Here is a 25619-nt window from a genome sequence, read left to right as displayed (position 1 = left end):
GGGCATGCGGCGCAGTCGGGTGGTGGCGGTGGCCACCGGTGCCGCCGTCGTGCTCGGCGTACTCTGGCTGGCTCTGCCGGTGACCGGGTCGGACCTCGCCGCGCAGGTGGCCCGGGCGGACTTCTTCGCCGCACACGGCGGCACACCGATCGACCTGCGTTGGTACGGCGGCGTGCAGCAGTTCGGCTACAGCCTCATCTCGCAACCGGTGATGGCGCTGCTCGGCGTACGGGTGACCGGTGCGCTGGCCCTGGTGGCGTCGTCGGCCGCGCTCGCCGCGCTGCTGGTCCGCAGCGGGGTGCGCCGGCCGCTGCTGGGCAGCCTGGTCGGGGTGGTCACCCTCACCGGCAACCTGGTCTCCGGCCGGGTCACCTACGCCCTCGGCGTCGCGTTCGGGCTGGCCGCGCTGCTCGCGCTCACCCGAGGCGTACCGTCGGGCCGGAGGTTGTCGGGGTGGCGCCTCGCGCTCGCCGCGGCCGGCGCGCTGCTGGCCTCGGCGACCAGCCCGGTGGCCGGTCTCTTCGTCGGCCTCGTCGGCGTCGCGCTGCTGCTCGCCCGCCGGTACGCCGACGGTCTGACGCTCGGGATCGCGGCGGCCGTGCCGCTGGCCGGGACCGCGTTGCTGTTCGGCGACGGCGGGTGGATGAACATCAGCCGCACCGACGCGCTGCGCGCGGTGCTGACCAGCCTGGTGGTGGCCGCGTTGGTGGCGTACCGGCCGGTTCGGGTCGGCGCGCTGCTCTCCGCCGCCGGGGTGCTCGCGGCCGCGCTGGTGCACACGCCGGTGGGGTTGAACGCGACCCGGCTGGTGACGATGTTCGCGCTGCCGGTGCTGGCCGCCACCGCCCGCCCGCCGGCCTGGCTCTCCGCCCGGCTGGCCCGCCGGTCGGCCACGGCGGCCAGCGCCCCGACGCCCCGGCGGGCTCGGCTGCTGGGCGGTGTCGGTCTGGCCGCGCTGCTGGCGGCGGTCTGCTTCTGGCAGCCGCCGGTGGTCGCCGCCGACCTGCGCAGCATCGGTGACCCGACCAGCGAGCCCGCCTACCACGCGCCGCTGCGCGCGTTCCTGGCCGGCCAGCGGCTCACCGGCCGGGTGGAGGTGCCGCCGACCCGCAACTACTGGGAGGCGGCCCGGCTGGGCGAGGTGCCGTTGGCCCGGGGCTGGCTGCGCCAGGCCGACATCGACCGCAACCCGCTGTTCTTCACCACGGTGCCCGGCGCGCCCGGCACCGGCGTACCGCTGACGCCGACCAGCTACCGGGAGTGGCTGACCGAGAACGCCGTGCAGTATGTGGCGGTGCCGGACGCCCCGCTGTCCTGGGTCGGGCGGGCCGAAGCGGAGCTGGTCGAGGGCGGGTTGCCGTACCTGACGCCGGTCTGGTCCGGCCCGCACTGGCGGGTCTGGGCGGTGGCCGACCCGACGCCGCTGGTCGCCGCCCCGGCCGAGCTGGTCCGCGCCGATGGCGCAGCGGTGACGTTCCGCGCCACGACCGCCGGCCCGGTGACGGTCCGGGTCCGGCACAGCCGCTGGCTGAGCGCGTCGGGTGGTGCCACGGTCGCCGCCGCCGGGCCGTGGACGACGGTCACGGTCCCCCGCTCCGGCGAGTACACCCTCGGTAGCTGAACACCTGTTAGGAAGGGACCCTTCCTCTACACCAGGCGTTAATAAGGTGCCCTTCCTTACGATTCCAGCACGCGCTGGGCGGCGGCGCGGGAGCGGCGGCCGGTGCGCAGGTACTCGTCGAGGAACTCCCCCGGGTCGTCCCGGCCGAGCAGCCGGACCACCCCGGCCAGCTCCACCCCGTGCCGGGGCATCTGGTCGCCGGCCCGGCCCCGGACCAGCATCAGCGCGTTGCGGACCTGCGCGGCCAGGGACCAGCCGGCGGCCATCTCCGCGGCGTCCGCCGGGTCGACCAGGCCGGCCTCGGCGGCGGCCGCGAGAGCGTCGAGGGTACGCGTACCGCGCAGCGCCGGGACCGCGCCGGCGTGCCGGAGCTGGACGAGCTGCACCGCCCACTCCACGTCGGCCAGCCCACCGCGACCCAGTTTCGTGTGGGTGGCCGGGTCGGCGCCCCGGGGCAGCCGCTCGGTCTCCACCCGGGCCTTGATCCGGCGGATCTCGACGATCTGCTCGCGGGTGAGCCCGTCGGCCGGGTAGCGCACCGGGTCGACCATCGCCTCGAACTCGGCGCCCAGGTCGGCATCGCCGCAGACGAACCGAGCGCGCAGCAGCGCCTGCGCCTCCCACACCCGCGACCAGCGGGCGTAGTACTGGGCGTACGCGGCGAGGCTGCGTACCAGCGGGCCCTGTCGGCCCTCCGGGCGCAGGTCGGCGTCCACACCGAGCGGCGGGTCGGTGGCGGGCATGCCGAGCAGTCGACGCAGTTCCTCGGCGATCGCGTGCGCGGCGGCGCTGGCCGCGCTCTCGCTGCTGCCGGGCGGCGGGTCGTACACGAAGAGCACGTCGGCGTCGGAGAGGTAGTTCGACTCGTACCCGCCGAGCCGGCCCATCCCGATCACCGCGAACCGCAGCCCGGGCGGCGGCGGCTGGCTGACCTGGGCGGCCCGCAGCGCGGCGGCCAGGGTGGCGTCGGTGACGTCGGCGAGAGCCGTACCTACCGCGGTGACGTCGGCCAGCCCGGGAGCCCGCCGGCTCGCACCCTCCGGCCGGGTGGGCGTGGGTGCCAGCGAACCGGCCCGACAGAGCAGGTCGGCGCAGGCCACCCGGACCAGTTCCCGGCGCCGCAGCGCGCGGACCGCCCGGGTGGCCTCGACCGGGTCGGTGTGGCGGGCCGCCGCCGCGAGGAAGCCCTCCCGCAGCACCTCGCGCGGGCGCGGCACCAGCTCGTTCTCCTCGGCGAGCAGGCGCAGCGCCTCCGGGTCCCGGGCCAGCAGGTCGGAGACGTACCGGGAGAGAGCGAGCACCCGGGCCAGCCGCCGGGCGATCGGGCCGCCGTCGCGCAGCAGCCGCAGGTACCAGGGGGTGCTGCCCAGCTTGTCGGAGACCTTCCGGTAGTTGAGCAGCCCCCGGTCCGGCTCCGGCGCGTCGGCGAACTCGCTGAGCAGCACCGGCAGCAGGGTCCGCTGGATCGCCGCCGTACGGCTCACCCCGCCGGTGAGGGCCTGGAGGTGACGCAGCGCCCCGGCCGGGTCGGCGAAGCCGAGGATCTCCAGCCGGTGCCGGGCCGCCTCCGGGGTGAGCCGCAGCCCGTCGGCCGGTACGCGGGCCACCGACTCCAGCAGCGGCCGGTAGAGCAGCTTGGCGTGCAGTCGGCGTACCTCGGCGGCGTGGGTGACCCACTCGGCCCGGAAGCTCTCCACGGCGCTGCGGCCCGGCGTGGCCGTGTAGCCCAGCGCGGCGGCGAGCCAGCGCAGCGCGGTCGGCTCGGTGGGCACGGTGTGCGTGCGGCGCAGGCCCTGCATCTGCAGGCGGTGCTCGATGCCGCGCAGGAAGCGGTAGCCGCGCAGCAGCGCCTCCCCGTCGGCGCGGCCCACGTAGCCGCCGGCGACCAACGCGCGCAGTGCCGGGATGGTGCCCGGCACCCGCAGCGTCTCGTCGCCGCGCCCGTGCACGAGTTGCAGAAGCTGGACGGCGAACTCGATGTCGCGGAGACCGCCGGGGCCGCGCTTGATCTCGCGCTCCAGCTCCTTCGGAGGCACGTTGTCGATGATCCGGCGGCGCATCGCGCGGACGTCCTCGACCGCCTCGGGCCGTTCGGCGGCACGCCAGACCAGCGGCGCGAGCTGGTCGATCCACTCCTGCGCCAGCGGCAGGTCACCGGCGGCCGGACGGGCCTTGAGCAGCGCCTGGAACTCCCAGGTGCGCGCCCACCGCCGGTAGTAGGCCAGGTGGCTGGCGAGGGTACGCACCAACGGGCCGCGGTTGCCCTCCGGGCGCAGCGCCGCGTCCACCGGCCAGGCGACCAGCCCACAGATATGGATCAGCCGGGTCGCCACCAGGGTGGACGTGGCCAGGTCGGTGTCCTCGGCCGCAACGAAGATGACGTCCACGTCGGACACGTAGTTCAGCTCGCCGCCGCCGGACTTGCCCATCGCCACCACGGCCAGCCGGGGCCGCGCGGTGCCGTCCGGCAACTCCGCGACGGCGATCTCGTACGCCGCGGTCAGCGTCGCGTCGGCCAGCGCGGAGAGCGCGGCCATGGTCTGCTCCAGGCCACGCCCGCCGGTCAGGTCGGCCGCCGCGATCCGCAGCAACGCCAGGCGGTACGCGGTCCGCAGCACCGCCACCGGGTTGCCGTCGCCGACGATCTCCAGCCGCCCCTCGGCGGCCGGCGCGAGCCCGTCCGGGGCGGTACGCAGCGACGTGCACTGCTCGGGGTTGGCCACCAGGTGATCACCGAGCGCCGCCGAGGCGCCGAGCACGGCGATCAGCCGTCGCCGGAGACCGGGGTCGGCGTGCAGCTCGGCCAGCAGCGGCGATCCGCCGATCGTGGTGCCACTCGCGCGCGGCGGGGTGTTGCCGATCGTCCGGCGTTCGGCTTCGACGATGCGGTGCAGCTGACGCAGCGCCAGATCCGGGTCGGCGGCCCGGGACAGCGCGGCGAGCAGTTCTCCCGCCAGGTCGTCGACCGGCTCCTGCTCGACCGGCTGCCACAGCCGCAGCCCGTCCGGGCCGAGCAGGTCGGCGGCGCGTGCCCCACCGTCGCCCTCGGCGGTGCCGAAGCCGTACCGGGCGAGCCGGCCCGGTGCCCTGGTCGGCCGAGTCATCAGTGCCCGAGCAGCGGCAGGCCCCGCCGCGTCGTGCTGTCGTCCAGCTCGCCCAGGGCCAGCAGGGCGAACCGGGCGGCGAACGGCTGCCAGACCTCCTCGACGTCGACCATCACCGAGTCACACGCCGCGACCACCAGCTCCGGGTCGTAGCCCAGCTCGGCGAGGAGGGTCGAGTCGGCGGCCCAGTCGGCGATCATCGCGGTGTCGCACTCGATGTGGAACTGCAGACCCCAGGCCCGGTCGCCGAGCCGGAACGCCTGGTTCGGGTAGCGGGTGGACGCGGCCAGCAACGTCGCGCCCCGGGGCAGCTCGGTGATCTCGTCGGAGTGCCACTGCAGCACGTCCGGGATCAGCGGCACGTACCGGAACAGCGGGTCGTTCTCGGCGGCGTCCCGCCGACCCACCACGCCGGGGCCGACCTCCGGCCCGGAGGTGCTCCGCTCGACCAGCCCGGCGTGCGCGGTGGCGAGCAGTTGGGCGCCGAGGCACACCGCCAGGGTGGGCACCCGGTACCGGACCGCCTTGCGCAGCAGCCCCTCCACCTGGGGGAACCAGGGTGCGCCGGGCGAGCCGTCCGGCAGGGGGTACGCCTGCTGTTCGCCGCCGAGCACCACCAGCGCGGCGTACCCCTCAAGGTCGGCGGGGAGCTCGTCGCCGGCGTGCGGGCGGACCACCCACAGCTCCAGCCCTGCCTCGGTCAGCCACTCACCCAGCCGGCGTAGGTCGTCCGTGGGGTCGTTCTCGATCACCAACGCGGTTGCCACCCGTCGAGGCTAGCCGGTGCATCGCGCGACGCCGCGCTCCGGCACGGCCCGCGTCGGCGTCCTGCCACGCGGCTGGGACGAGGTGGATAGGCTCTGCCGCTGTGATCACCGAAGACGCCGCCATTCGCCCGCCCGTGCTGAGGCCGGGTGACACGGTGCTGCTGGTGTCACCGTCCGGGCCGACCTCGCCGGAGCGGGTGGCCCGCGGAATGGAGCTGCTCACCGGCTGGGGGCTGCGGCCGGTGCCGGCGCCGAACGCGTACGCCCGGCGGGGTTACCTCGCCGGCACGGACGAGCAGAGGGCGGCGGACCTGAACGCGGCGTTCGCCGACCCGCAGGTGCGCGGGGTGATCTGCACCCGTGGCGGGTACGGCGCCCAGCGGGTGGTGGACGCCATCGACATGGCCGCCGTTCGTCGGGACCCGAAGGTGGTGGCCGGCTTCTCCGACATCACCGCGTTGCAGTTCGCGCTCTGGCGGGGGGCGCGGCTGGCGAGCGTGCACGGGCCCGGGGCCGCCTGGCGGGACGAGCGCACCCCGCTGAGCTCGGCCGAGTCGCTGCACCGGGCGTTGATGACCACCGAACCGGTGACGGTCCCGGCGGTGGCCGACGAGGACACCTTCGGAGTACGCGTCCCCGGACGGGCCACCGGCACCCTGCTCGGCGGCAACCTGTGCATGATCGCCGCCTCGATCGGCACCCCGGACCTGCCCGACCTGACCGGGGCCGTACTGCTGATCGAGGACGTGCAGGAGCCCCCGTACAAGGTCGACCGGATGCTCACCCAACTCCGCCGGACCGGCGCATTTGACGGCCTGGCCGGGGTGGCGGTCGGCCAGTTCACCGACTGCGGCGACGGCTGGGACACCACGGTCGCCGACGTGCTCACCGAACGCCTCGGCGACCTCGGCGTACCAGTGCTCGGCGGACTACCCATCGGCCACGGCGCGGGCCAGTTGACCGTCCCCATCGGCACCGAAGCCACCCTCAACACCGAAACCCAAACCCTCACAATCCAACCCGCAGTAACCTAACCCCCACCCCACCCCACCCCTTCCTCCGGTGATCAAGAGGTTTGCGTCATCGTCGGGCGGGATCCTGACGCGAACCTCTTGATCAACCGGGTGAGGTGACGGTGAGGTGGGCGATGGCTCCGATTTCCAGGGCGGCCCAGAGGGCGCCCTCGGGAGTGACCGTGAGGCCGTGTGGTTCGGCGTTCGGGGTGGGTAGGTCGTGGGTGTGGAATTGGCCGGACTGGTCTCGGTGGCCGATTCGGTTGGCCCCCCACTCGGTGAACCAGACGCCACCGGCCGCGTCGGCCACGATGGCGTGCGGACGGGCCGCCCGGTCCGGCAGCGGAAACTCGTCGATCCGCCCATCCGGGGTGATCCGTCCCAGTTGGCCGGCGGTGATCTCCACGAACCAGAGCGCACCGTCGCCGCCGAGGGTGATGCCGACCGGGCCGGCGTTCGCGGTGGGTAACGGGTGCAGGGTCACCGCGCCGGTGAGGTCGATCCGGCCGATCGCGTTCGCCTGGTTGAGGGTGAACCAGAGCGCCTGGTCCGGCCCCGCGGTGATCATCGAGGCGAACCCGCCGGTCACCGGCAGCGGAAACGAGGCGAGGGAGCCGTCGACGTCCACCCGGCCGATCGTGTCGGAGGTCATCCCCGCGTACCAGAGCGCGCCGTCCGGACCGACCGCGATGCCGCCGGGCCCGGTGCCGGCCGGCAGGGCGACGGTGTCCTGCTCGCCGTCGACGGTGATCCGGCCGATCCGGTCGTCGCCGGAGCGGGTGAACCAGAGCGCGCCGTCCGGGCCAGCGGTGATGATCAGTGGCCGGCCACCGGCCGGATCGAGCGGGTAGGTCTGGACCGCGCCATCGGGCCCCAACCGGGCGACCGCGCCGGCGTGGACCAACGTCAGCCAGAGCGCGCCGTCGGGGCCGACGGTGATGCCGTACGGGCCGGCGCCCGGCTCCGCCAGTGGAATCTCCCGGATGTCAGCGATCATCACGAGCTGTGGTCCTTCCGTGGGTGGCCGAACCACCCTGACCGGACGAACAGCGACGAGGCAACCCATTTGTCCGGCCGCCGGGCTTGAATTGCCAGCGCGCTGACAGGTTCGCCATGGGTCCCGCCCAGGCTCGACGGTCACTGTCGGTGACGTCAGCGCAACCACTACGGACGACCTGGAGGACTGATGTCCCGCACGATGTCGAAGAAGCACCTGCTGGCCGGCCTCGCCACCGCCGGCGTGCTCGGCGTGGGGATCGCGGCCCCGACGATCGCGTTCGCCGCGGACGCCGGTACGCCGGCACCGAGCGCCAGCAGCACCGCCGAGACCCCGGCCACGCCGAAGGCCGACCGTCAGGGCGAGTTCGCCGCCGCGCTGGCCAAGGAGTTGGGTGTCCCCACCGACAAGGTGACCGCCGCCCTGGAGAAGGTGCGCGAGGAGCACCGTCCGGCCGGTCGACCGGAGCGTCCGTCCGCCGAGGACCGGCAGGCCGCCCTCAAGGAGCGGCTGGCCCAGGCCGTCAAGGACGGCAAGCTCACCCAGGAGCAGGCCGACGCCATCACCAAGGCCGTCGAGGCGGGCGTCTTCCCCGGCCCGGGTGGCCACGGCGGCCACGGCTGGCGTGGCGGCGCCCCCACGGGTACGCCCGGCAAGTGACCCCCAGCGGGTCCGCCCCCGGCAGGTCCCGCTAGAACCACCCCGCTTCGGCGATGTGGCGGTGTCCCGATCGCTCGGACACCGCCACATCGGCGAGCTGGGTCTTCAACCCCTGCGCGCTCAGGCGATGCAGGCGCAGACGATCAGTGCCGCCCCGAAGTGGGTGGCGGCGCTGACCCGGGCTGCCGGGTGCGGCTCGTCCGAGCAGATGATCTCGCCGAGCTTGCCCGGGGTGAGCAGGTCGAGCACGAAGAAGGCCAGCGCCATGATGGCCAACCCGACCAGCCCGAACACCACGGTCGAGGCGAGCCCCCTGCCGAAGTCGCTGTAGCTGGTGAGGATCGCGGTGAAGACGATCCCGGCGATGCCGAGCTGGTTGGCGGCGAGCAGCAGCCCCGCGTTGGTGTTGCGTTGCACCCAGATCAGGTCCCGCAACCGCCCCGGGGTGAGCAGGTCGACCAGGCCGAAGCCGGCCGCCATCAGCCCCACACCGACGATCCCGAACACGACGCTCTGCCAGGCACCGCTGAGCAGATCCTCCAGCACCGACTGCCTCCCGACCGGTCCCGCTCGGCCGGGTGCCGGCGCGGTGATCGAGACGATAGCGGCAGCGCGCAAGCGCGTCAGCCCCGTGCGGCTACAGCGACATGTAACGCTGCCGCTCGTACGGGGTGACCTCGCGGCGGTACTGCTCCCATTCGGCCCGCTTGTTGCGCAGGAAGAAGTCGAAGACGTGCTCGCCGAGCACCTCGGCGACCAGTTCGGACTCGGCCATCACGTCGATCGCCTCGGCGAGGTTCTCCGGCAGCGCCTCGTACCCCATCGCCCGCCGCTCGGCGCTGGTCAGCGACCACACGTCGTCCTCGGCGCCCGGCGGCAGTTCGTAGCCCTCCTCGATGCCCTTCATGCCGGCGCCGAGCAGCACCGCGAAGGCGAGGTACGGGTTGGTCGCCGAGTCCAACGAGCGGACCTCGACCCGGGCCGAGTTGGGCTTGCCGTACGCCGGCACCCGGACCAGGGCGGACCGGTTCAGGTGACCCCAGCAGACGTACGCCGGGCTCTCGGTGATCCGGTCCGGCAGTGCCTGCGGGAAGAGCCGCTTGTACGAGTTGACCCACTGGTTGGTGACCGCGGTGTATTCGCGGGCGTGCACCAGCAGGCCGGCGATGAACGACTTCGCCACCTTGGAGAGCTTCATCGGGTCACCGCCGTCGTGGAACGCGTTGCGCTCCCCCTCGAACAGCGACAGGTGGGTGTGCATGCCACTGCCCGGCTGGTCGGTGTACGGCTTCGGCATGAAGCTGGCCTGCACTCCGGTGGAGAGCGCCACCTCCTTGACCACGTGCCGGAAGGTCATGATGTTGTCGGCCGTGGTCAGCGCGTCGGCGTAGCGCAGGTCGATCTCCTGCTGGCCGGGGGCGACCTCGTGGTGGCTGAACTCCACCGAGATGCCGATCCGCTCCAGCGCCAGCACCGCCTGGCGGCGGAAGTCCCGCGCCACCGAGTGGGTGGTGTGCTCGAAGTAGCCGCCGGTGTCCACCGGAACGGGCACCGAGCCGTCCATCGGGCCGTTCTCCAGCAGGAAGAACTCGATCTCGGGGTGGGTGTAGAAGGTGAAGCCCTTCTCGGCGGCCCGGGACAGCGCCCGGCGCAGCACGTGCCGTGGGTCGGCCCAGGAGGGACCGCCGTCGGGCAGCAGGACGTCGCAGAACATCCGCGCGCTCTCGCCGCTGACCCCACCCTCGAACGGGAAGACCTGGAAGGTGGTCGGGTCGGGCATGGCCACCATGTCCGATTCGAAGACCCGGGCGAAGCCCTCGATCGCCGAGCCGTCGAAGCCGATGCCCTCCTCGAAGGCCGCCTCCAGCTCGGCGGGCGCCACCGAGACGCTCTTGAGCGTGCCCAGCACGTCGGTGAACCACAGCCGGACGAACCGGATGTCCCGCTCTTCCAGCGTACGGAGGACGAACTCCTGCTGACGGTCCACTTCCCCAACCCCTCGCGACACTCTTTTGTCCGCCTTCGACCGGGCTGCACCCGACCTGACCGCCCAGTGTTCCCGGGCCTGGTTACGCAGACGTTACGCGAACCGCCGTCGCCCGTCCCCTCGCGTCGCCGCACCCGACGCGGCATCAGCGAATCAGGACCGCCCTCGGCGGCGGCGGTGCCGCAGCGTGGCCGCCGTCTCGTCCGAGGCTACGGACCACCCCCGCCGCGCTGGGGCAAGATGAGGACATGCCCACCCTGCGTCTCGCCCTGTCCCAGGTCAATCCGAGCGTCGGCGACCTCGCCGGCAACGCGGACCTGGTCCGCAGCTGGACACGCCAGGCCGCCGACGCCGGCGCCCAGCTCGTACTCTTTCCGGAGCTGATGCTGACCGGCTACCCGGTCGAGGATCTGGTCTTCCGGCGCTCCTTCGTCGCGGCGTCCCGCGCGGCCCTGGAGCGACTCGCCGCGGACCTCGCCGCGGACGGCCTCGGCGACCTGCCGGTGGTGGTCGGCTACCTGGACGCCGACGGCCCACCGCAGGTCAGCGGGGACGCCGAGCCGGGCCGGGGCGCCCGCAACGCCGCCGCGCTGCTGCACCGGGGCGCGGTGGTCGCCCGCTACTTCAAGCACCACCTGCCCAACTACGGCGTCTTCGACGAGGACCGCTACTTCGTCTCCGGCGACACCCTGACCGTGGTGCGGATCGGCGGCGTGGACGTCGCGCTGACCATCTGCGAGGACCTGTGGCAGGCCGGCGGCCCGTTCGCCGCCGCCCGGCAGGCCGGGGTCGGCCTCGTGGTCAACATCAACGGCTCGCCGTACGAGCTGAACAAGGACGACATCCGGCTGCCGCTGGTACGCCGCCGGGCCGCCGAGGCGCAGGCAGCCATCGCGTACGTCAACATGATCGGCGGTCAGGACGAGCTGGTCTTCGAGGGTGACTCGATGATCGTCACCGCCGACGGTGAGCTGCTCGCCCGCGCCCCGCAGTTCGTCGAGCACCTGCTCGTACACGACGTGGAGTTGCCGGCCGCGGCCACGCCGCCGGCCACGGAGATCGTCGCGGACGGCATGCGGGTGGCGCACAGCACGGTGGACGGCATCCCGCCCACGCCGTCCGGGCCGGCCGCCGTCGGCGGGCTGATCGAACCGGTGGCCGACGAGGCCGAGGTGTGGCAGGCGCTGGTGCTCGGCCTGCGCGACTATGTCAACAAGAACCGGTTCCCGTCGGTGGTGCTCGGCCTCTCCGGCGGCATCGACTCCGCGGTGGTGGCCGCGTTGGCCGTCGACGCACTCGGGCCGGATCGGGTGGCCGGAGTGTCGCTGCCCAGCCAGCACTCCTCCGAGCACTCCCGGGAGGACGCCGCCGACCTGGCCAAGCGCACCGGGCTGGATTACCGGATCGAGCCGATCCAGCCGATGGTGGACGGTTTCCTGGCCAACCTGTCGCTCTCCGGGCTCGCGGTGGAGAACCTGCAGGCTCGGGTACGCGGGGTGATCCTGATGGCGCTGTCGAACCAGGAGGGCCACCTGGTGCTGACCACCGGCAACAAGAGCGAGCTGGCGGTCGGCTACTCCACGCTGTACGGCGACTCGGTCGGCGGCTTCAACCCGGTCAAGGACGTCTGGAAGACGCTGATCTGGCGGCTGGCCAAGTGGCGCAACGCGGACGCGGCCCGGCGGGGCGAGACCGCGCCGATCCCGAAGAACTCGATCGGCAAGCCGCCGAGCGCCGAACTGAGCCCGGGCCAGCTCGACAGCGACACCCTGCCCGACTACGACGTGCTGGATCCGATCCTGATCGGCTACGTCGACGGTGACCTCGGCCGGGACGGACTGATCGAGTCGGGCCACGACCCGGCGGTCGTGGACAAGGTGCTCCGGCTGGTGGATACCGCCGAGTACAAGCGACGGCAGTCGGCACCGGGCACGAAGATCTCCATGAAGGCGTTCGGTCGGGACCGCCGGCTCCCGATCACCAACCGGTGGCGCGAGGACGGCTGAGCGGGCCTGCGTAAGCGGTCCTCGGTCGGCGGTCGGCGGTCGGCGGTCCTCGGTCGGCGGTCCTCGGTCCTCGGTCCTCGGTCGGCGGTCCTCGGTCCTCGGTCGGCGGTCCGGGTTGGGCGTCGGGCCGGTTGCCCGGTCCGGCGTCTCGCCCCGGTGGAGTGACATCTCGCACTGCTCCCTGCCGTCACCCCGCCCCGCGGTGCGACGATCGCGACAGAACCCGGGGACCGCGCAGGCGGCCTCGAGGAAGGAGACAGTGATGGTGCAGTCCACTCCGAGCGAGGTGACCGCCCTCTACGGCGGCCCGGCCACTCGACGGGTCCGTACCCGCGACCTGATCGCCGCCAAGGAACGCGGCGAACGGTGGCCGATGCTCACCTCGTACGACCAGTACACGGCGTCCATCTTCGACCAGGCCGGCGTACCGGTGCTGCTGGTCGGCGACTCCGCCGCGAACAACGTGTTCGGCTACGAGACCACCCTGCCGATCACCGCCGACGAACTGCTGCCGCTGGTACGGGCCGTGGTGCGGGCGACCCGGCAGGCGCTGATCGTCGGCGACCTGCCGTTCGGCTCGTACGAGGAGGGCCCGACCCAGGCCCTGCGGACCGCCGTACGGTTCATGAAAGAGGGTGGCTGCCACGCGGTGAAGCTGGAGGGTGGCCGCCGCTGTGCGGCGCAGATCGCCGCGATCGTCGGTGCCGGCATACCCGTGATGGCGCACATCGGCTTCACGCCGCAGAGCGAGCACACGCTGGGCGGCTACCGGGTACAGGGCCGGGGCGACACCGCCGACGAGGTGTTGGCCGACGCCCGGGCAGTGGCCGAGGCCGGCGCGTTCGCGGTCGTACTGGAGATGGTGCCGGGCGAGGTCGCCAAGCGGATCACCCACGAGCTGGCGATCCCCACCGTGGGCATCGGGGCCGGCCCGGAGACCGACGCGCAGGTGTTGGTCTGGCAGGACATGGCCGGCCTACGTACCGGCAAGGCGCCGCGCTTCGTCAAGCGGTACGCCGACCTGGCCGGCGCCCTCACCGACGCGACCCGCCAGTTCGCCGACGAGGTCCGCGGCGGCCAGTTCCCAACGGCCGAACACACCTTCTAAACGGGCCGCCCTCAGAACGGGCCGCCCTCAGAACGGGCCGCCACCCTTGAGAACGGTCCACGCGGCGGCGGGATCGGCTGGCACGGAGCTTCCGTTCGTCTGCCGGCCCCGCCGCCCCATCGCCGCGCCACCGCCGCGCCACCGCCATCCGGCTCGGCGGGTAGTCCCGGTGCCAGGGCCGAGGCGCCCGGCGACCGGCGACCGGCGACCGGCGACCGGCGACCGGCGACCCGGTGGCTCGCTGCACGCGGCTGCACCGGATCGCCGACCCGGCGGCGCTGGCCCACGTACAGCATGCGGCTACACCGGGTCAGCGACCCGGAAGTGCAGGCCCACGGCACACCGCTGCGCCGCTGCACAGCCCACGACCCACGACCCACGACCCACGGCCCACAGCCCACAGCCCACGGCCCACGGCCCACGGCCCACGGCCCACGGCCCACGGCTCGACGATTGCGGTCACGTCCGTCGGTGGTAGTGGTTGCGGCGGGGTAGTTGGTCGGGGTCGAGCCAAGCTGGTGGAACGAACTCGGGCTGGCCGTCGCCGGCCAATCGGACGGTCCACTCGCCGCAATGGATGTGCCGGTGGTGGTGGCCGCAGAGCAGGACGGCGTTGTCGAGGCTGGTGGCCCCACCGTTGGTCCAGTGGTGGATGTGGTGGGCGTCGCACCAGCGGGGTGGGCGGTCGCAGCCGGGGAAGGCGCAGCCGCGGTCGCGCAGGACCAGGGCGCGGCGTAGTGGGCCGGTGATGAGGCGGCGTTGTCGGCCGACGTCGAGGACCTGACCGGTGCTGCCGAGGACGGCGGGCAGAATCACGGCGTCGCAGGCGAGGCGGCGGACCGTCTCGGGGGTGAGGTGCAGGCCGGTGTCCAGGGTGCCGGTGGTGAGGTGCCGGGTCAGCGTGTCGTAGCTGGTGGTGATGACGACCTGTGCGGGCTCGCCGCCGTGTGCGGGTAGCTCACCTGTGCGCAGAGCCAGTCGGCACAGCTCGGCGAGGGCGTCGTGGCGGCGTTGCCCGGCGGTTCGTGCATCGTCGGGACCAAATGGTGCGGTCAACGGGTCGATCGCCGCGCGCAGCAGGCCGGCTGCTTCGGCGTCGAGGTTGCCGGTCAGGCGCAGGCGACCATCCTGCATCTCGGACAGCGTGACGTGGCGGTCTCGGCAGGCCCGCTGGGCCTCGGCGTCCAGCGCGGCTCGGGCGGCGGCGTCGGCGATCTCCGGGGCGACGTGCTCGAGGATGCGAGTGCCCAGCTTGCGCAGCAGGGTCGGCTCGAACTGGCCAGCCCAGTCGACCAGCACACCGACGGCCTTCTCAGCGGCCTCAGCGCCAGCGGTGGTGTGCACGGTCTCGACCGTGTCGGCGATGACCCGAGCCTGCTCCACGCTGATGTCCCCGGCGGCCAGAGCGGCCCGCACCCCGGGCGATCCGGCATCCAGCGTGCCGGCGAGGTCGACGAGCCGACGTGCGGCCGGGACGGTGAGCCGTAGCCGCTCACGCAGCCACACCGCCGTCGACGACGCGCCCTGCGCCACCGCCGTGCCACGACCGTGCACCTCCCGCACCAGGGCCAGCTTCACCGCCGCCAGCCGCTGCTCCAAGCGATGCGCCGCATCCAGCGCCGCGACAAGATCCGACTCGGCCAGCGCCCACGCCGGCGCATCGACGCACGCGGCCACCGCCGCCTCCGCCTGCGCCAACTCCTCAATCACAACCCGAGACTAGAACAGGTGTACGACAATCTCAGCGACCATGATCGATTGGACTGCAGCTGCCCCCGAGGTCGCGGCGGCAGAGGTGGCAGACAGGCTGGCAGGCCGGCAAGCAAGGCGGCTGGCAGGCCGGCAAGCAAGGCGGCTGGCAGGCCGGCAAGCAAGGCGACAGGCAGGCCGCCGGCTGGCAAGCGGGGCGCAACCAGCCGGTCGATCAGCACCACTTGGCCACGGTCGGTCATTGCGTCGGCCGATCAGCCGACGCGAAGGCTCAGATGTCGGTGACCCGGATGCCCGCGTGTGCCTTGTAGCGCTTGTTGATGGCGATCAGGTTGGCGGTGAACGCCTCGATCTGGTGGGCGTTGCGCAGCCGGCCGGCGTACACGCCGCGCATGCCCGGAATTCGGGCGGCGAGCGCGCCGACCACGTCGACGAGTTCCCGGTCCTCGGTGCAGATCAGTACGTCCAGGTCGATCCGGTCGACCTCGGGGTCGGCCAGCAGCGGTGCACTGACGTGGTTGAACGCCGCGCAGACGCGGGAGTCGGGCAGCAGCGCGGCGGCCTGCTGGACGGCGCTGCCCTCGGCGACGGTGAGCGCGTACGGGCCCTGCTTGTCGAAGCCCAGCGGGTTGACGCAGTCGACGACGATCCGGCCGGCGAGCGGCTCGGCGAGGGCGGCGACGGTCGCGGCGTGCCCGTCCCACGGCACCGCGATGATCACCACGTCGCTGCCTCGGGCCACCTCGTCGTTGGCCGCGCCGGTGACGCTGGCCTCGGCCGGCACCCCGGGCAGCGCGGCGATCTCGGCGGCGGACTCGGCGGCCCGCTCCGCGGACCGGGAGCCGATCAGCACCGTCTGCCCGGCGCGGGCGAACCGGTAGGCGAGGCCCCGCCCCTGGTCGCCGGTGCCGCCGATGATGCCGACCGTCAGCCCGGACACGTCGGGCAGCGTGCTCGCGTCGTATGCCATGGGCTCATCCTCGCAAACCGCCCCGTGCGGCAGCAGCGCCAGCCGCTGTAACAATCCCCGCTGCGCAGCGACCAGCAGCGGGCGGGCAGCCTCAGGCCAGCTCGAACAGGATCGTGCGGGCTGCCGGGTCGGCGGTGACCAGCCGGACCCGGACCCGTTCGCCGAGCGGGAGTTGGCCGACGCAGCGGGCGCGTACCGGCGGGGCATCCAGCGCGACCGTGCCGCCGGGCGGGCGGGTGCGGGACTTGCCGTTGGGCGGGGCGTCGACGTCCAGCACCGCCGCGTCGAAGGTCTCCCCCACCCGGTCTGCCAGCAGCACCGCCTCGGCCAGCTCGACCGCACCCCGGCTGGCCGTCGAGGCGATCCGGTCGGTGGCGGCCATCACCTCGGGCAGCCGGGGCAGCGCGGCGCGGGCCCAGTCGGGCACCGGCCGGCCGGCGTGCAGAGCCAGGCAGACCTCCGTGGCGTACCGGTCGGCCAGGCGCCGCAGCGGCGCCGTGACATGGGCGTACGCGGCGGCCACCCCGCCGTGTTCCGGCTGCTCGGGCAGCGCACCGTCGAATGCGGTGTACGCCGCGCCGCGCATCAACTCGGCGGCCTGGTCGATGAACGCGGCGGCGCGCGGCTGAGCGGCGTCCAGCCCAGCGATCACCTCGCCGGGACCCATCCCGTCCGGCCAGTGCACGCCCAGCGGCGCGGCGGCGGCCCGCAGCCGCTGCACCGCCTCCGGCTTCGGTGCCGGCATGGTCCGCAGCAGGCCGACCCGGCCGGCCAGCATGATGTCGGCGGCGGCCATCCCGGTCAGCAGGGAGATCTGCGCGTTGTGCTCCTCCATGGGCAGCGGCCCGCGCAGCACCAGCCGCCAGCCGTCGCCGTCGGGCTCCACGTCCTGCTCGGGCAGCGGCAGGTTGATCGCGCCACGACGCAGGCCGCGGGCGGTCAACCGGTCGCCGATCTCGGGCAGTAACGCGATCGGCTCGGGCAGCCGCCCGGCGTCGGCCGCCGCCTGTACCCCGGCGTAGTCGAGCTTGGCCCGGCTGCGGACCAGTGCGCGTTCCAGCTCGACGGCCACGGTGCCGCCGTCGGCGTCGAGGTCGATCGTCCAGACGACCGCGGCCCGGTCGTCGTCGGGCAGCAGACTGGCCGCGCCCTCGCTGAGCGTCACCGGGTGCAGCGGCACGTTGCCGTCGGGCAGATAGACGGTCTGCCCCCGCCGCCAGGTCTCCGCCTCCAACGCGCCGCCGGGACGCACGTGCGCGGCGACGTCGGCGATCGCGTACCGCACGCGGTAACCGCCGCCCGGGCGGCGGGCGAGGTGCATCGCCTGGTCCAGGTCCCGCGAGGTGGCCGGGTCGACGGTGACGAACGGTATGTCGGTGCGGTCGACGAGCGGCCGCGGCGGTGCGGCGGCCGCCTCGTCGGCCTCCCGCTGGGCGTCGGCCGGGAAGCTGTCGGGCAGGCCGAGTTCGCGGCGCAGCGTGCCGAAGTCGATGCGGGGCGCGAGTACGCGTCGGATGACCACGGGTCAATCCTGACAGCGCCGCCGGTGATCCGCTTCCGGTGACCGGCCGGAGATCTCCGGCCGGCGCGCCAGACGAACCGGTGCGGGGCCGAGGCGACGTACGCTCAGCCGGTCGCCTTTCGCGCGGTGGCCCGGGTACCGCGGGCGGTGCTGGCCCGCGCGGCGACCGGACGTGCCGGCGACTTGCGGGCGGTCACCTTACGGGCTGGTGCCTTGGCCGCCACGGTCTTCTTCGCCGGGGCCTTCTTCGCCGCCGCCTTGCGGGTGGCGGTCGACGAAGTGCTGGTCGCCTTCTTCGCCGGGGCCTTCTTGGCGGGTGCCTTGCGGGCGCCGCCGCTCGGTCGGGTGGACGCGGTCTTCTTCGCCGTCGTCTTCTTCGCCGGAGCCTTCTTGGCGGTCGTCTTCTTCGCGCTCGACGCCTTCGCGGCGACCGTACGCGCCGGAGCCTTCGCCGCGACCGTACGAGCCGGAGCCTTCGTGGCGGCCTTGCGCGCGGGAGCCTTCGCCGCGACCGTACGAGCCGGAGCCTTCGCCGCGACCTTGCGCGCCGGAGCCTTCGCCGCGACCTTGCGCGCCGGGGCCTTCGCCGCGGCGGTGGTCTTCTTCGCCGCCGAGGCGGTGGTCTTCTTCACGGCGCTGGTGGTCTTCTTCGCCGTACCCGTGGTCTTCTTCGCGGCGACGCTGGTCTTCTTCGCCGCGGACGTCGGGGTCCGCTTCGCGGCGGTGGTCGTCTTGCGGGTGGTGGTCTTCTTCGCCGGCGCCTTCTTGGCCGCGGTGGTGGTCTTGGTGGTGGCCTTCTTCGCGGGGGCCTTCTTCGCGGCCGTGGTGGTCTTCTTGGCCGGGGCGCGCCCCGCCCCACCGGCCGCCTTGCGGGCCGGCGCCTTCGCCGCAGCCGTGGTGGACTTGCGGACGGGGGTGGTCCGGCTCGCCGCCGTGTTCCGCTCCGCCGCGGCGGTCTTCTTCGCGGTGGTACGTCGGGCGGCCGGGCGGGTGGTGGCCTGCTGTGTAACGGCCATCTTGGTTCCCTCCTTGGGGAAGTGCTCTCGCGTGCCTCCTCGCGGAGCACGGCATACCTCGGCACGGGCCGTCCCGCGCCGTCTATTTGTCCTCCCCGGCCCACCGGGCGTCCTCGGCGTCCCACGCCTCGTTACGCTCCTGCACTCGTTGCAGGGCGTTCTCCGCGTCGGCCGCCGAGTTGTACGGACCGAGTACGTGCTTCGCCGGGCACACGTCGGCGTCCGTCTCAACCCGGTGGTGTCGGGTGCACCAGTAGAACTGCCCACCACGTCCGCTGTCGCTCATGGGAATCACTGTGCACCGCGAGCCGGCCAGCCGCCACCGGATCACGCAAGTCGCCGACCTTCTCCACAGTAGATATGCATTCGGTGTCCCGGGCGGAAACGGCGAAAGAGGTGCAGGTCAGAATGCTTCGCCACCGGCGGCCGTCCGCCGAAAGGCCAGTTCCGACGTACGCCAGGTCTGGGGCAGGATCGGTCCCCGTGATCAACACGGTGACCGGCATGGGGGCGTGTCCAGAGTGTGGGGCGACGACGGCGTCGATTCGAGACGCCGAGCCCTGGTGCCCCGGCTGCGAATGGAATCTGGACGCGTACGACCCGGCGCGACGTCGACGCGAGTTCGGCTGGAGCTGGGTCGACCGCTGGACCTACCGGTTGGCGTTCCGGGAGACCGGGCGGCAGTTCGCCAGACTCGTTGGGCGGCCGGTCGACGGCAGCGGCGCGGGTGCGGCCGCGGTGCTGGTCACGGTGGCGTCGCTGCTGCTGCTGGCCGCGGTGCTCGCGCTCGCGGTCACCGGCGTCTGGCTGATCGTGGCGTTCCCGTTCCCCAACCTGGCGATCCTGCCGGGCATCGCGATGGTCGGCCTGGCGATCGCGCTGCGGCCCCGCTTCGGTCGGCTCGACCCGGATCTGGAGGTGCTCTCCCGGGATCGGGCACCGGAGCTGTTCGCGCTGATCGACGAGGTGGCCGTCGCGATCGGGGCGCCGGCACCGGACGTGGTCGGCGTCGACGGCGACGGCGACATCAACGCGTACGCGGGCGCGGTCGGGTTGCGGCGGCGCAAGGTGCTCGGCCTCGGCCTACCGCTCTGGGGCTCGCTCACGGCCGGCGAGCGGGTGGCCTTGCTCGGGCACGAACTCGGCCACTTCGTCAACGGCGACCCGCGTCGGGGTCTGCTCACCCAGCCCGCGTTCACGATGCTCGGCTCGGCCGCGGACCTGTTCCGGCCGGTCTCGACGGTCGTCGGCGGCGGCCTGGTGGAGATGATCGGTGACGCGCTCGGTCGGGCGTTCCAGTGGGTGGCGTCCCGGCTGCTGTTCGTGGCCCACCTGCTGCTGGTGAGTGTGGCGCTGCGCGATGGCCAGCGCGCCGAGTACCTGGCCGACGAGTTGTCCGCACGGGTGGCCGGCACGAAGGCTGCGACCGATCTGCTCGACGCCCTGCTCGACTCCGACTCGATGGAGTTGGTGGTACGCCGGGAGTCACGCGCCGGGCATGGCCCGGACCGGTGGCGCTCGGCGCTGTCCCAGTCCCGCTCGGCATCCGCCGACCGGCTGCCACTGCTGCGTCAACTGTCGGTCCGCGACGCGACGTCCCTGTTCGCCAGCCACCCGCCGGCCGGGCTACGTGACCGAATGCTCACCGGGCGCGGTTGGCTGGACCCGACGGTGGTGCTGACTCCGGCTCGGATGGAGCGGATCGACGACGAGCTGACCAGGGAGTACGCGCGCTTTCGTCGTACCGTCGAATGGTCTGGCTGACGCCGGACGCGGCGTCCGGGGATCGGCGGCGGCCGCGGGGTCGCGGCCTATGATCGCCGGATGGCGGTACCGGACTACATCCTGCGGATGCGCAAGCATGTCGGCCACGATCTGCTCTGGCTGCCCAGCGTCAGCGCGGTGGTCCGCAACGACGCCGGTGAGCTGCTGCTCGGTCAGCGCGCCGACGACGGGCGCTGGTCGGTGATCAGTGGTTTCGTCGAGCCGGGCGAGCAGCCGGCCGCCGCGCTGGTCCGCGAGGTGCAGGAGGAGACCGGCCTGGACGTGGCGCCGGTGCGGCTGTCCAGCGCCGTCTCGCACCCGCACACCTACCCCAACGGGGACCGCTGCGAATATCTCAACCTGGGCTTTCTCTGCCGGTTGGTGGCCGGCACCGCCCGGGTCAACGACGACGAGTCGCTCGCGGTGCGCTGGTTCCCGCTGGACCGGCTGCCCGAGTTGGATGCGCACGCCCTGCTGGTCATCGCCTACGCGCTGCGCGAGAACCCGGCGGCCGGGTATCTGCCGCCGGGCACGACCTGGGAGGACGTGCCCAGCTGAGCCCGCGCCGGTGGGCCACCGGCGCGCACCTCAGGAGCAGTCGAATCGATGATCGAACGGCCGGTTGGGGCAGGTCGTGCAGACGAACAGGTAAATGCCGCCAGCGTCACCCAGCATCAGACCAGCGGGGTTCTGCAGCGTTCGCCAGGGGTGATCGTCGCTGCTGTCGTACCCCCAACCAACCATCGCCGGGCGGTCCTCCAGAGCGACCCACCGCTTCTCGTCACCACCGCTGAACTCCCAACTGGCGATCGTCAACAGGTGCCGCATCGACGTGCCACACCCGCACACCGGCCACTGCGGCGACTGCGTCCAACCGGGATAGCCACCGACCTTGATGCCCGAGGCGACCGCCAGATCGGCTTCGTACGACCAACCGGTGTCCTGCTCGACCTGCCCAACCGCAGCGTCGATCTGCGACCACACGGCCTGCGGCAGGTCGTGGGTCGGGTACTCGATCACCCGCTCCGGGTCGAGCACGCACGGGTCCGGGACGTACCGCGGATCCGACTCCTCGTCCGGCACCGGCATCGCCAGCCGCCGAGCGCCGATGCCGGCGCGTGAGCGCCAGCGCAGCTCCGGGCGGGGCGCACTGGACGGATCATGGTCGAACGGGCACCACAACACCTGCAGGACGTCCGCACCCTCGGGGAATGGCACCTCGGGTACGTCCTCGGCCAGTAACTGCACCACCGGCACCAGCGGTGCCGCCGCCTCGCCCGGGGAACTGTCCAGATGGTCGTAGGGCTCTGGCCCGTCGCAGGTGGGCCAGGGCTCGTCGAGCGGCCACAGCAGGGGGCCGCCGACCGAACTCTGCTCGACCGTGGGCGAACCCGGCCGGGGATGCAGCCGGACCGTCGTCAACGCGTAGGGGGCGACCGCCGGAAAGACCAGCGGCACGTCGATCAGAGCGGGAGAGGTGGTGAGCACGCCGCGGATCCTATGGCCAGCCTGCGACGGATTCGCCAGCCCCGGCTTTGGGTGCCCGGACCGGTCAGTCGACGACCGGGCTGCGGCGTTCGATGAGGGTGACATCGCGCCAGGTGCCGTGGTGTCGGCCGACGCGCTGCCGGGTGCCGACGACGCGGAACCCGCAGGCGGCGTGCAGGGCGAGGCTGGCGGCGTTCTCGGGGAAGACCCCGGACTGGATGGTCCAGATCCCGGCCTGCTCGGTGGACGCGATCAGGGCGCGCAGCAGGGCTCTCCCGACGCCCCGGCCGACGGCCTCGGGACGCACGTAGACGGAGTGCTCGACGACCCCGGCATAGACGCACCGGTCCGAGACCGCCGTGCAGGCGATCCAACCCAGGACACGGCCGGCCGAGTCGACGGCGACCCAGCGGTGGCCGGGTAGCCGGCTGGCGACGAAGGCCGGCCAGGCCGGTGGGTCGGTCTCGAAGGTGGCGTTGCCGGTGGCGATGCCGAGCCGGTAGATGTCGAGGACCGCCTCGGCGTGCGCGTCACCCATCGCGGCGATCGTGACGCCGCCGACCGGCGGGACCGGGGCACTCACGCAGTGGCCCGCGCGGACCCGGCGGGCAGCTCCAGCAGCGCGCCGAGCTGGCGGAACGCCTCCGGCCGGGCCGTGTACCAGACCCAGGTGCCGCGACGCTCGGAGTCGACCAGGCCGGCGTCGCGCAGCACCTTGAGGTGGTGGGAGATCGTCGGCCCGGACAGGTCGAACGCCGGGGTCAGGTCGCACACGCAGATCTCGGCGACCGAGGCGATCATCGACATCAGCCGGAGCCGGACCGGGTCGCCGAGGGCCTTGAACATCGGCGCGACCAGCGCGGCCTGGTCGACGTCCAGCGGACGCACCGCCAGCGGAGAGCAGCAGGCGACGGCTTGCTGGTCCACCACCGGGAGGGCTCGTTGTGCCATGCCGGCTATCTTGACAGTCTTCGAAACAGGGTGCAACAGTGAGGCTGCTTCGAAACCCATCTAGACAAGGATGGGGTCGCGCCACACAGCCGGAGGTCACCCGTGTCCCGAGTCCAGCTCGCCCTGCGCGTATCCGACCTGGAAAGCTCCGTCGCCTTCTACCGCAAGCTGTTCGGCGTCGAGCCCGCCAAGCGCCGCCCCGACTACGCCAACTTCGCCGTCGAGAACCCGCCGCTGAAGCTCGTCCTGCTCGAAGGCGAGCCCGCACAGCCCACCGTGCTCGACCACCTGGGCGTCGAGGTGCCCAGCACCGACGAGGTCGACGCCGCCACCCGACGGCTCACCGACGCCGGCCTGATCACCCTGGAGGAGAACGACACCGAGTGCTGCTACGCCCTACAGGACAAGGTCTGGGTGCACGGCCCCGGCAACGAGCCCTGGGAGGTCTACACGGTCAAGGCCGACTCCGGGCAGCGGCAGAAGGCGGCGGCGTGCTGCACGCCGGCCGCCGCAGCGGCCGTCGTCGGCGAGAAGGACCCCGCCACCACGGGCGCCGCGGCAAGCTGCTGCTGACCAAGAGGTACGCGCGCCGGCGGCAATCGGGCCGCCGGCGCGTACAGCGGTCGAGGTCCAGCTCTAGTCAACGAGCTCCGGCCGGCGCTGATCGGCCGGGGGCGCGGTCGATCCGTCCGCTGTGCCCGGCCCGCTCGTCTGCTGCATGATCCACGTCGGCAGGGGCTCCGACACGAAGCTCAGCACCTCCCAGCCGGCGCGGCGGTACAGCTCGACGTTGCCGGGCTTGCTGGTCTCCAGGATCGCCGGCAGGCCGTCCTCGGCGGCGCGACGCAGCCCGGCCCGCATGACAGCGCGACCCCAGCCACGACCAGCGCTGTCCGGGTGCGTGCCCAGCACACCGAGGTACCAGAACGGGGTGGTCGGCAGCGCCGCGTGCACGGCCTCGTCGTACGCCGCGACGCGATCCCGTACGTCGGCGGAGAACTGGGCGGCGAGACCGCCGTCGGACGACTCGTGCTCGACCACCGGCGGCTCCCAGACCGCGACCGAGGCACCATGCCCGATCGTCCAGACCGACTGCTTGGGCACCCGCCTGTCAAAGAGATGCCCGAAGAAGGCGGCAGCGTGCCGCGGGTAGGTCGCGTCGTCGGGGAACAGGTACCGCAGCACGGGATCGCTGGCGAACGCGGCGACCAGGGTACGGATCACCCCGTCACGGTCCGCCGGGGTAGCGATGGTGATCTCGGGTGCTGTCACAGCAGCCGACGCTATCGCAGGGCACGCGATCTTTGGGGGCGGTACGGCAGGCACCGAAGGGTACGGTCGATGGCGGCGGCCGACAGCAATGGCGTGTCGCCACCCAGACCTCTACCTGGGAGCGACGCAATGGCGGCATCCGTCGACCCACGTTTCGGCGCTATCCTGCGCGAGTTCCGCGAACGTCGTGGCCTGTCGCTCCGAGCACTCGGCCAGCGCGCCCACCGCAGCAAGAGCCACCTCCACGAGTTGGAGGCTGGGCTCAAGGCTCCCACCACCGACACCGCCCGCCACCTGGACCAGGTTCTCGACGCCGAGGGCGCGCTCGCCCGCCTGGTCGGAGCACCGGTGGACCACGCCGCCGAGGCTGCGGAGCTACGTCTCCGGGTCGCCGCCAGCGACGTCAGCAACGATGTGCTGGTCCGAATCGAGCAGGGTGTCGATGACCTGGCCAGTGCCTATCCGACCATGGCACCAATGGACCTGCTGCCGTTGGTGCGGCGGCACCTGGCCTACGTGGGGCGACTCCTCGACGGACGCGTCACGCTTGCCCAGCAACGCCGACTCCTGGTCGCGGGCGGCTGGCTGGCGGTGCTGCGGGCAACCGTTCACATCGACCTGCAGCAGGGAGCGGCGGCGGCAGCGCATCTCAGGACCGCGATCGACCTGGCCAGTCACGCCGAACATCCCGAGATCCGAGGATGGTGTCTGGAGACTCGCGCCTGGGAGGTCCTCACCCAGGGCGACTACCGCCTGGCGCTCGACCTGTCCCGACGGGCCCAACGGGTCGCGCCGACCGGCAGTTCCGCCCACATTCAGGCGACCGCGCAGGAAGCCCGCGCATGGGCGCGGATGGGTGACATTCGAGAGACCCGGCGAGCCCTGGACCGAGTCGAACGGCTGACGGCGAATTTGCCTCTCCCGGAACGAGCCGAGCACCACTACCGCTACGACCCGGCCAAGGCTGCCGCGTACGCGGCTACCACCCTGAGCTGGGCAGGCGACCCGGGCGCCGAGCACGTCGCCCGCGCGGTCCTCGCCGAACTGGACCCGGACAGCGACGGCGGCGCGCGACCACGCCGATCCGCGTCCGCCCGCCTGGACCTCGGCCTCGCTCTGGTCGCCGCCGGCCAACCTGAAGAGGCGACCGCCGTTGCCGCGCAGGCGGTGACATCCGGACGCGTCGTGCCGTCGAACTGGTGGCGGGCGACCGAACTGCTGACGAGGGTAGAACAGACCGGCGTACCCGAGGCCGCGATGCTGCGCGAGCTGTGCGAGGACCACGCCCCACGCGGCCGGCAAACAGCGGACGGGGCTGGGAGTTAGCGGACAGTCGCGTACTGGATCGCCAGCACGCACCAGGTGACGCTCTCCTCCTGAACCCAGGGGCGCGGGACAGAACTCGTTCGTCAATCTCCGGACCGCGCCCTCCGAGCGGAGGGAATGAACCCCTGAACATGCCCAGGATCAAGTGGTTCCAACGCCCTGATCAGCCGGTCGATTACGTGTTCGGCTGGCCAGCCGCAGCGACAGGCGGCCATCGACCCCAGCGGCGGGCCGTGCGAGTAGGCGCCCCGGCACCAGAACGTCCTTTAGCGGGGAGGGCGGACTTCTGGTGCGTTGGGGATGCCGCCAAGCGCCGCAACCAGCGGTGAGTCATGTC

Annotated in this window: 23 protein-coding genes; 9 read left to right on the top strand and 14 right to left on the bottom strand. The window is 72.8% G+C overall.

Annotated features, from left to right (window positions below; translation table 11 throughout):
• Positions 1-4 precede the first annotated feature (4 nt).
• Positions 5-1621: a hypothetical protein gene (locus ACFQGL_RS03605; RefSeq protein ID WP_377505233.1), complete on the top strand. Its 1617-nt coding sequence runs from the start codon at positions 5-7 to the stop codon at positions 1619-1621.
• Between the two features lie 56 nt (positions 1622-1677).
• On the opposite strand, the gene ACFQGL_RS03600 is transcribed toward ACFQGL_RS03605, so the two are convergent.
• Positions 1678-4725 (bottom strand): bifunctional [glutamine synthetase] adenylyltransferase/[glutamine synthetase]-adenylyl-L-tyrosine phosphorylase, encoded by a 3048-nt coding sequence (locus ACFQGL_RS03600; protein ID WP_377505230.1) that lies wholly within the window; start codon positions 4723-4725, stop codon positions 1678-1680.
• Positions 4725-5492 (bottom strand): type 1 glutamine amidotransferase, encoded by a 768-nt coding sequence (locus ACFQGL_RS03595; protein ID WP_377505227.1) that lies wholly within the window; start codon positions 5490-5492, stop codon positions 4725-4727. Before ACFQGL_RS03595 ends, ACFQGL_RS03600 begins: the two co-directional genes overlap by 1 nt.
• Before the next feature lie 101 nt (positions 5493-5593).
• On the opposite strand from ACFQGL_RS03595, the gene ACFQGL_RS03590 reads away from it, so the two are divergent.
• A complete protein-coding gene (locus ACFQGL_RS03590; protein ID WP_377505224.1) occupies positions 5594-6526 on the top strand; it encodes a S66 peptidase family protein in 933 nt (310 codons plus the stop codon).
• An 82-nt stretch (positions 6527-6608) separates the two neighbouring features.
• Here ACFQGL_RS03590 and ACFQGL_RS03585 read toward each other — a convergent pair whose 3' ends face one another.
• Entirely contained in the window at positions 6609-7502 is an 894-nt protein-coding gene (locus ACFQGL_RS03585; protein ID WP_377505221.1) for a Vgb family protein, read from the bottom strand.
• 189 nt (positions 7503-7691) lie between these two features.
• Here ACFQGL_RS03585 and ACFQGL_RS03580 point away from each other — a divergent pair, with 189 nt between their 5' ends.
• Positions 7692-8162 (top strand): hypothetical protein, encoded by a 471-nt coding sequence (locus tag ACFQGL_RS03580; protein WP_377505218.1) that lies wholly within the window; start codon positions 7692-7694, stop codon positions 8160-8162.
• Between the two features lie 120 nt (positions 8163-8282).
• On the opposite strand, the gene ACFQGL_RS03575 is transcribed toward ACFQGL_RS03580, so the two are convergent.
• A complete protein-coding gene (locus tag ACFQGL_RS03575; RefSeq protein WP_377505215.1) occupies positions 8283-8708 on the bottom strand; it encodes a DUF350 domain-containing protein in 426 nt (141 codons plus the stop codon).
• Positions 8709-8799: 91 nt separating this feature from the next.
• Entirely contained in the window at positions 8800-10149 is a 1350-nt protein-coding gene (locus ACFQGL_RS03570; RefSeq protein ID WP_377505212.1) for a glutamine synthetase family protein, read from the bottom strand.
• Positions 10150-10397: 248 nt separating this feature from the next.
• Between ACFQGL_RS03570 and ACFQGL_RS03565 the strand changes: the two genes are divergently transcribed.
• Positions 10398-12155 (top strand): NAD+ synthase, encoded by a 1758-nt coding sequence (locus tag ACFQGL_RS03565; RefSeq protein ID WP_377505209.1) that lies wholly within the window; start codon positions 10398-10400, stop codon positions 12153-12155.
• Between the two features lie 262 nt (positions 12156-12417).
• Positions 12418-13263, top strand: a complete 846-nt coding sequence (panB, locus tag ACFQGL_RS03560) for a 3-methyl-2-oxobutanoate hydroxymethyltransferase (protein WP_377505206.1) — start codon at positions 12418-12420, stop codon at positions 13261-13263.
• A 459-nt stretch (positions 13264-13722) separates the two neighbouring features.
• On the opposite strand, the gene ACFQGL_RS03555 is transcribed toward panB, so the two are convergent.
• The 5 genes from ACFQGL_RS03555 to ACFQGL_RS03535 form a co-directional block, all read right to left on the bottom strand.
• The gene (locus ACFQGL_RS03555; RefSeq protein WP_377505203.1) at positions 13723-14973 is read right to left on the bottom strand and encodes an HNH endonuclease signature motif containing protein; all 1251 of its coding nucleotides are present in this window, start codon (positions 14971-14973) and stop codon (positions 13723-13725) included.
• 271 nt (positions 14974-15244) lie between these two features.
• Positions 15245-15943 (bottom strand): NADPH-dependent F420 reductase, encoded by a 699-nt coding sequence (gene npdG / locus ACFQGL_RS03550; protein ID WP_377505200.1) that lies wholly within the window; start codon positions 15941-15943, stop codon positions 15245-15247.
• A gap of 91 nt (positions 15944-16034) precedes the next feature.
• Positions 16035-17465: an RNB domain-containing ribonuclease gene (locus tag ACFQGL_RS03545; protein ID WP_377505197.1), complete on the bottom strand. Its 1431-nt coding sequence runs from the start codon at positions 17463-17465 to the stop codon at positions 16035-16037.
• A gap of 104 nt (positions 17466-17569) precedes the next feature.
• Positions 17570-18481: an HU family DNA-binding protein gene (locus tag ACFQGL_RS03540; protein WP_377505194.1), complete on the bottom strand. Its 912-nt coding sequence runs from the start codon at positions 18479-18481 to the stop codon at positions 17570-17572.
• Between the two features lie 82 nt (positions 18482-18563).
• Entirely contained in the window at positions 18564-18767 is a 204-nt protein-coding gene (locus ACFQGL_RS03535; protein ID WP_082377299.1) for a hypothetical protein, read from the bottom strand.
• 197 nt (positions 18768-18964) lie between these two features.
• Between ACFQGL_RS03535 and ACFQGL_RS03530 the strand changes: the two genes are divergently transcribed.
• Positions 18965-20245 (top strand): M48 family metallopeptidase, encoded by a 1281-nt coding sequence (locus ACFQGL_RS03530; protein ID WP_377505191.1) that lies wholly within the window; start codon positions 18965-18967, stop codon positions 20243-20245.
• A gap of 60 nt (positions 20246-20305) precedes the next feature.
• Complete coding sequence (locus tag ACFQGL_RS03525) at positions 20306-20803, top strand: NUDIX hydrolase (RefSeq protein WP_377505188.1); 498 nt, start codon at positions 20306-20308, stop codon at positions 20801-20803.
• A 30-nt stretch (positions 20804-20833) separates the two neighbouring features.
• Here ACFQGL_RS03525 and ACFQGL_RS03520 read toward each other — a convergent pair whose 3' ends face one another.
• The 3 genes from ACFQGL_RS03520 to ACFQGL_RS03510 all read right to left on the bottom strand — a co-directional run bounded on the left by ACFQGL_RS03520 (position 20834) and on the right by ACFQGL_RS03510 (position 22684).
• Entirely contained in the window at positions 20834-21733 is a 900-nt protein-coding gene (locus tag ACFQGL_RS03520) for a hypothetical protein (RefSeq protein WP_377505185.1), read from the bottom strand.
• Positions 21734-21797: 64 nt separating this feature from the next.
• A complete protein-coding gene (locus tag ACFQGL_RS03515) occupies positions 21798-22271 on the bottom strand; it encodes a GNAT family N-acetyltransferase (protein ID WP_377505182.1) in 474 nt (157 codons plus the stop codon).
• Positions 22272-22312: 41 nt separating this feature from the next.
• Positions 22313-22684: an ArsR/SmtB family transcription factor gene (locus tag ACFQGL_RS03510; RefSeq protein WP_377505179.1), complete on the bottom strand. Its 372-nt coding sequence runs from the start codon at positions 22682-22684 to the stop codon at positions 22313-22315.
• A 102-nt stretch (positions 22685-22786) separates the two neighbouring features.
• On the opposite strand from ACFQGL_RS03510, the gene ACFQGL_RS03505 reads away from it, so the two are divergent.
• On the top strand, positions 22787-23257 hold the full coding sequence (locus ACFQGL_RS03505) for an ArsI/CadI family heavy metal resistance metalloenzyme (RefSeq protein ID WP_377505176.1): 471 nt from the start codon (positions 22787-22789) through the stop codon (positions 23255-23257).
• A 63-nt stretch (positions 23258-23320) separates the two neighbouring features.
• Here the strand turns inward: ACFQGL_RS03505 and ACFQGL_RS03500 are convergent, their stop codons facing one another.
• Positions 23321-23956: a GNAT family N-acetyltransferase gene (locus tag ACFQGL_RS03500; protein ID WP_377505173.1), complete on the bottom strand. Its 636-nt coding sequence runs from the start codon at positions 23954-23956 to the stop codon at positions 23321-23323.
• 129 nt (positions 23957-24085) lie between these two features.
• Between ACFQGL_RS03500 and ACFQGL_RS03495 the strand changes: the two genes are divergently transcribed.
• A complete protein-coding gene (locus ACFQGL_RS03495) occupies positions 24086-25282 on the top strand; it encodes a helix-turn-helix domain-containing protein (RefSeq protein ID WP_377505170.1) in 1197 nt (398 codons plus the stop codon).
• Positions 25283-25619 lie beyond the last annotated feature (337 nt).

It is taken from the genome of Micromonospora vulcania (assembly GCF_042658605.1).
Taxonomy (GTDB): domain Bacteria; phylum Actinomycetota; class Actinomycetes; order Mycobacteriales; family Micromonosporaceae; genus Micromonospora; species Micromonospora vulcania.
The sequence above is the reverse complement of the archived record's forward strand: the minus strand, read 5'-3'. Positions and strand labels throughout refer to the sequence as shown.

What these genes read in the sequence shown, in the direction of transcription:
- ACFQGL_RS03605 (WP_377505233.1), top strand. Translation starts at nt 5, where the DNA reads ATGCGGCGCAGTCGGGTGGTGGCGGTGGCCACCGGTGCCGCCGTCGTG.
- ACFQGL_RS03600 (WP_377505230.1), bottom strand. Translation starts at nt 4,725, where the DNA reads ATGACTCGGCCGACCAGGGCACCGGGCCGGCTCGCCCGGTACGGCTTC.
- ACFQGL_RS03585 (WP_377505221.1), bottom strand. Translation starts at nt 7,502, where the DNA reads ATGATCGCTGACATCCGGGAGATTCCACTGGCGGAGCCGGGCGCCGGC.
- ACFQGL_RS03580 (WP_377505218.1), top strand. Translation starts at nt 7,692, where the DNA reads ATGTCCCGCACGATGTCGAAGAAGCACCTGCTGGCCGGCCTCGCCACC.
- ACFQGL_RS03565 (WP_377505209.1), top strand. Translation starts at nt 10,398, where the DNA reads ATGCCCACCCTGCGTCTCGCCCTGTCCCAGGTCAATCCGAGCGTCGGC.
- panB (WP_377505206.1), top strand. Translation starts at nt 12,418, where the DNA reads ATGGTGCAGTCCACTCCGAGCGAGGTGACCGCCCTCTACGGCGGCCCG.
- npdG (WP_377505200.1), bottom strand. Translation starts at nt 15,943, where the DNA reads ATGGCATACGACGCGAGCACGCTGCCCGACGTGTCCGGGCTGACGGTC.
- ACFQGL_RS03540 (WP_377505194.1), bottom strand. Translation starts at nt 18,481, where the DNA reads ATGGCCGTTACACAGCAGGCCACCACCCGCCCGGCCGCCCGACGTACC.
- ACFQGL_RS03535 (WP_082377299.1), bottom strand. Translation starts at nt 18,767, where the DNA reads ATGAGCGACAGCGGACGTGGTGGGCAGTTCTACTGGTGCACCCGACAC.
- ACFQGL_RS03525 (WP_377505188.1), top strand. Translation starts at nt 20,306, where the DNA reads ATGGCGGTACCGGACTACATCCTGCGGATGCGCAAGCATGTCGGCCAC.
- ACFQGL_RS03515 (WP_377505182.1), bottom strand. Translation starts at nt 22,271, where the DNA reads ATGGGTGACGCGCACGCCGAGGCGGTCCTCGACATCTACCGGCTCGGC.
- ACFQGL_RS03510 (WP_377505179.1), bottom strand. Translation starts at nt 22,684, where the DNA reads ATGGCACAACGAGCCCTCCCGGTGGTGGACCAGCAAGCCGTCGCCTGC.
- ACFQGL_RS03495 (WP_377505170.1), top strand. Translation starts at nt 24,086, where the DNA reads ATGGCGGCATCCGTCGACCCACGTTTCGGCGCTATCCTGCGCGAGTTC.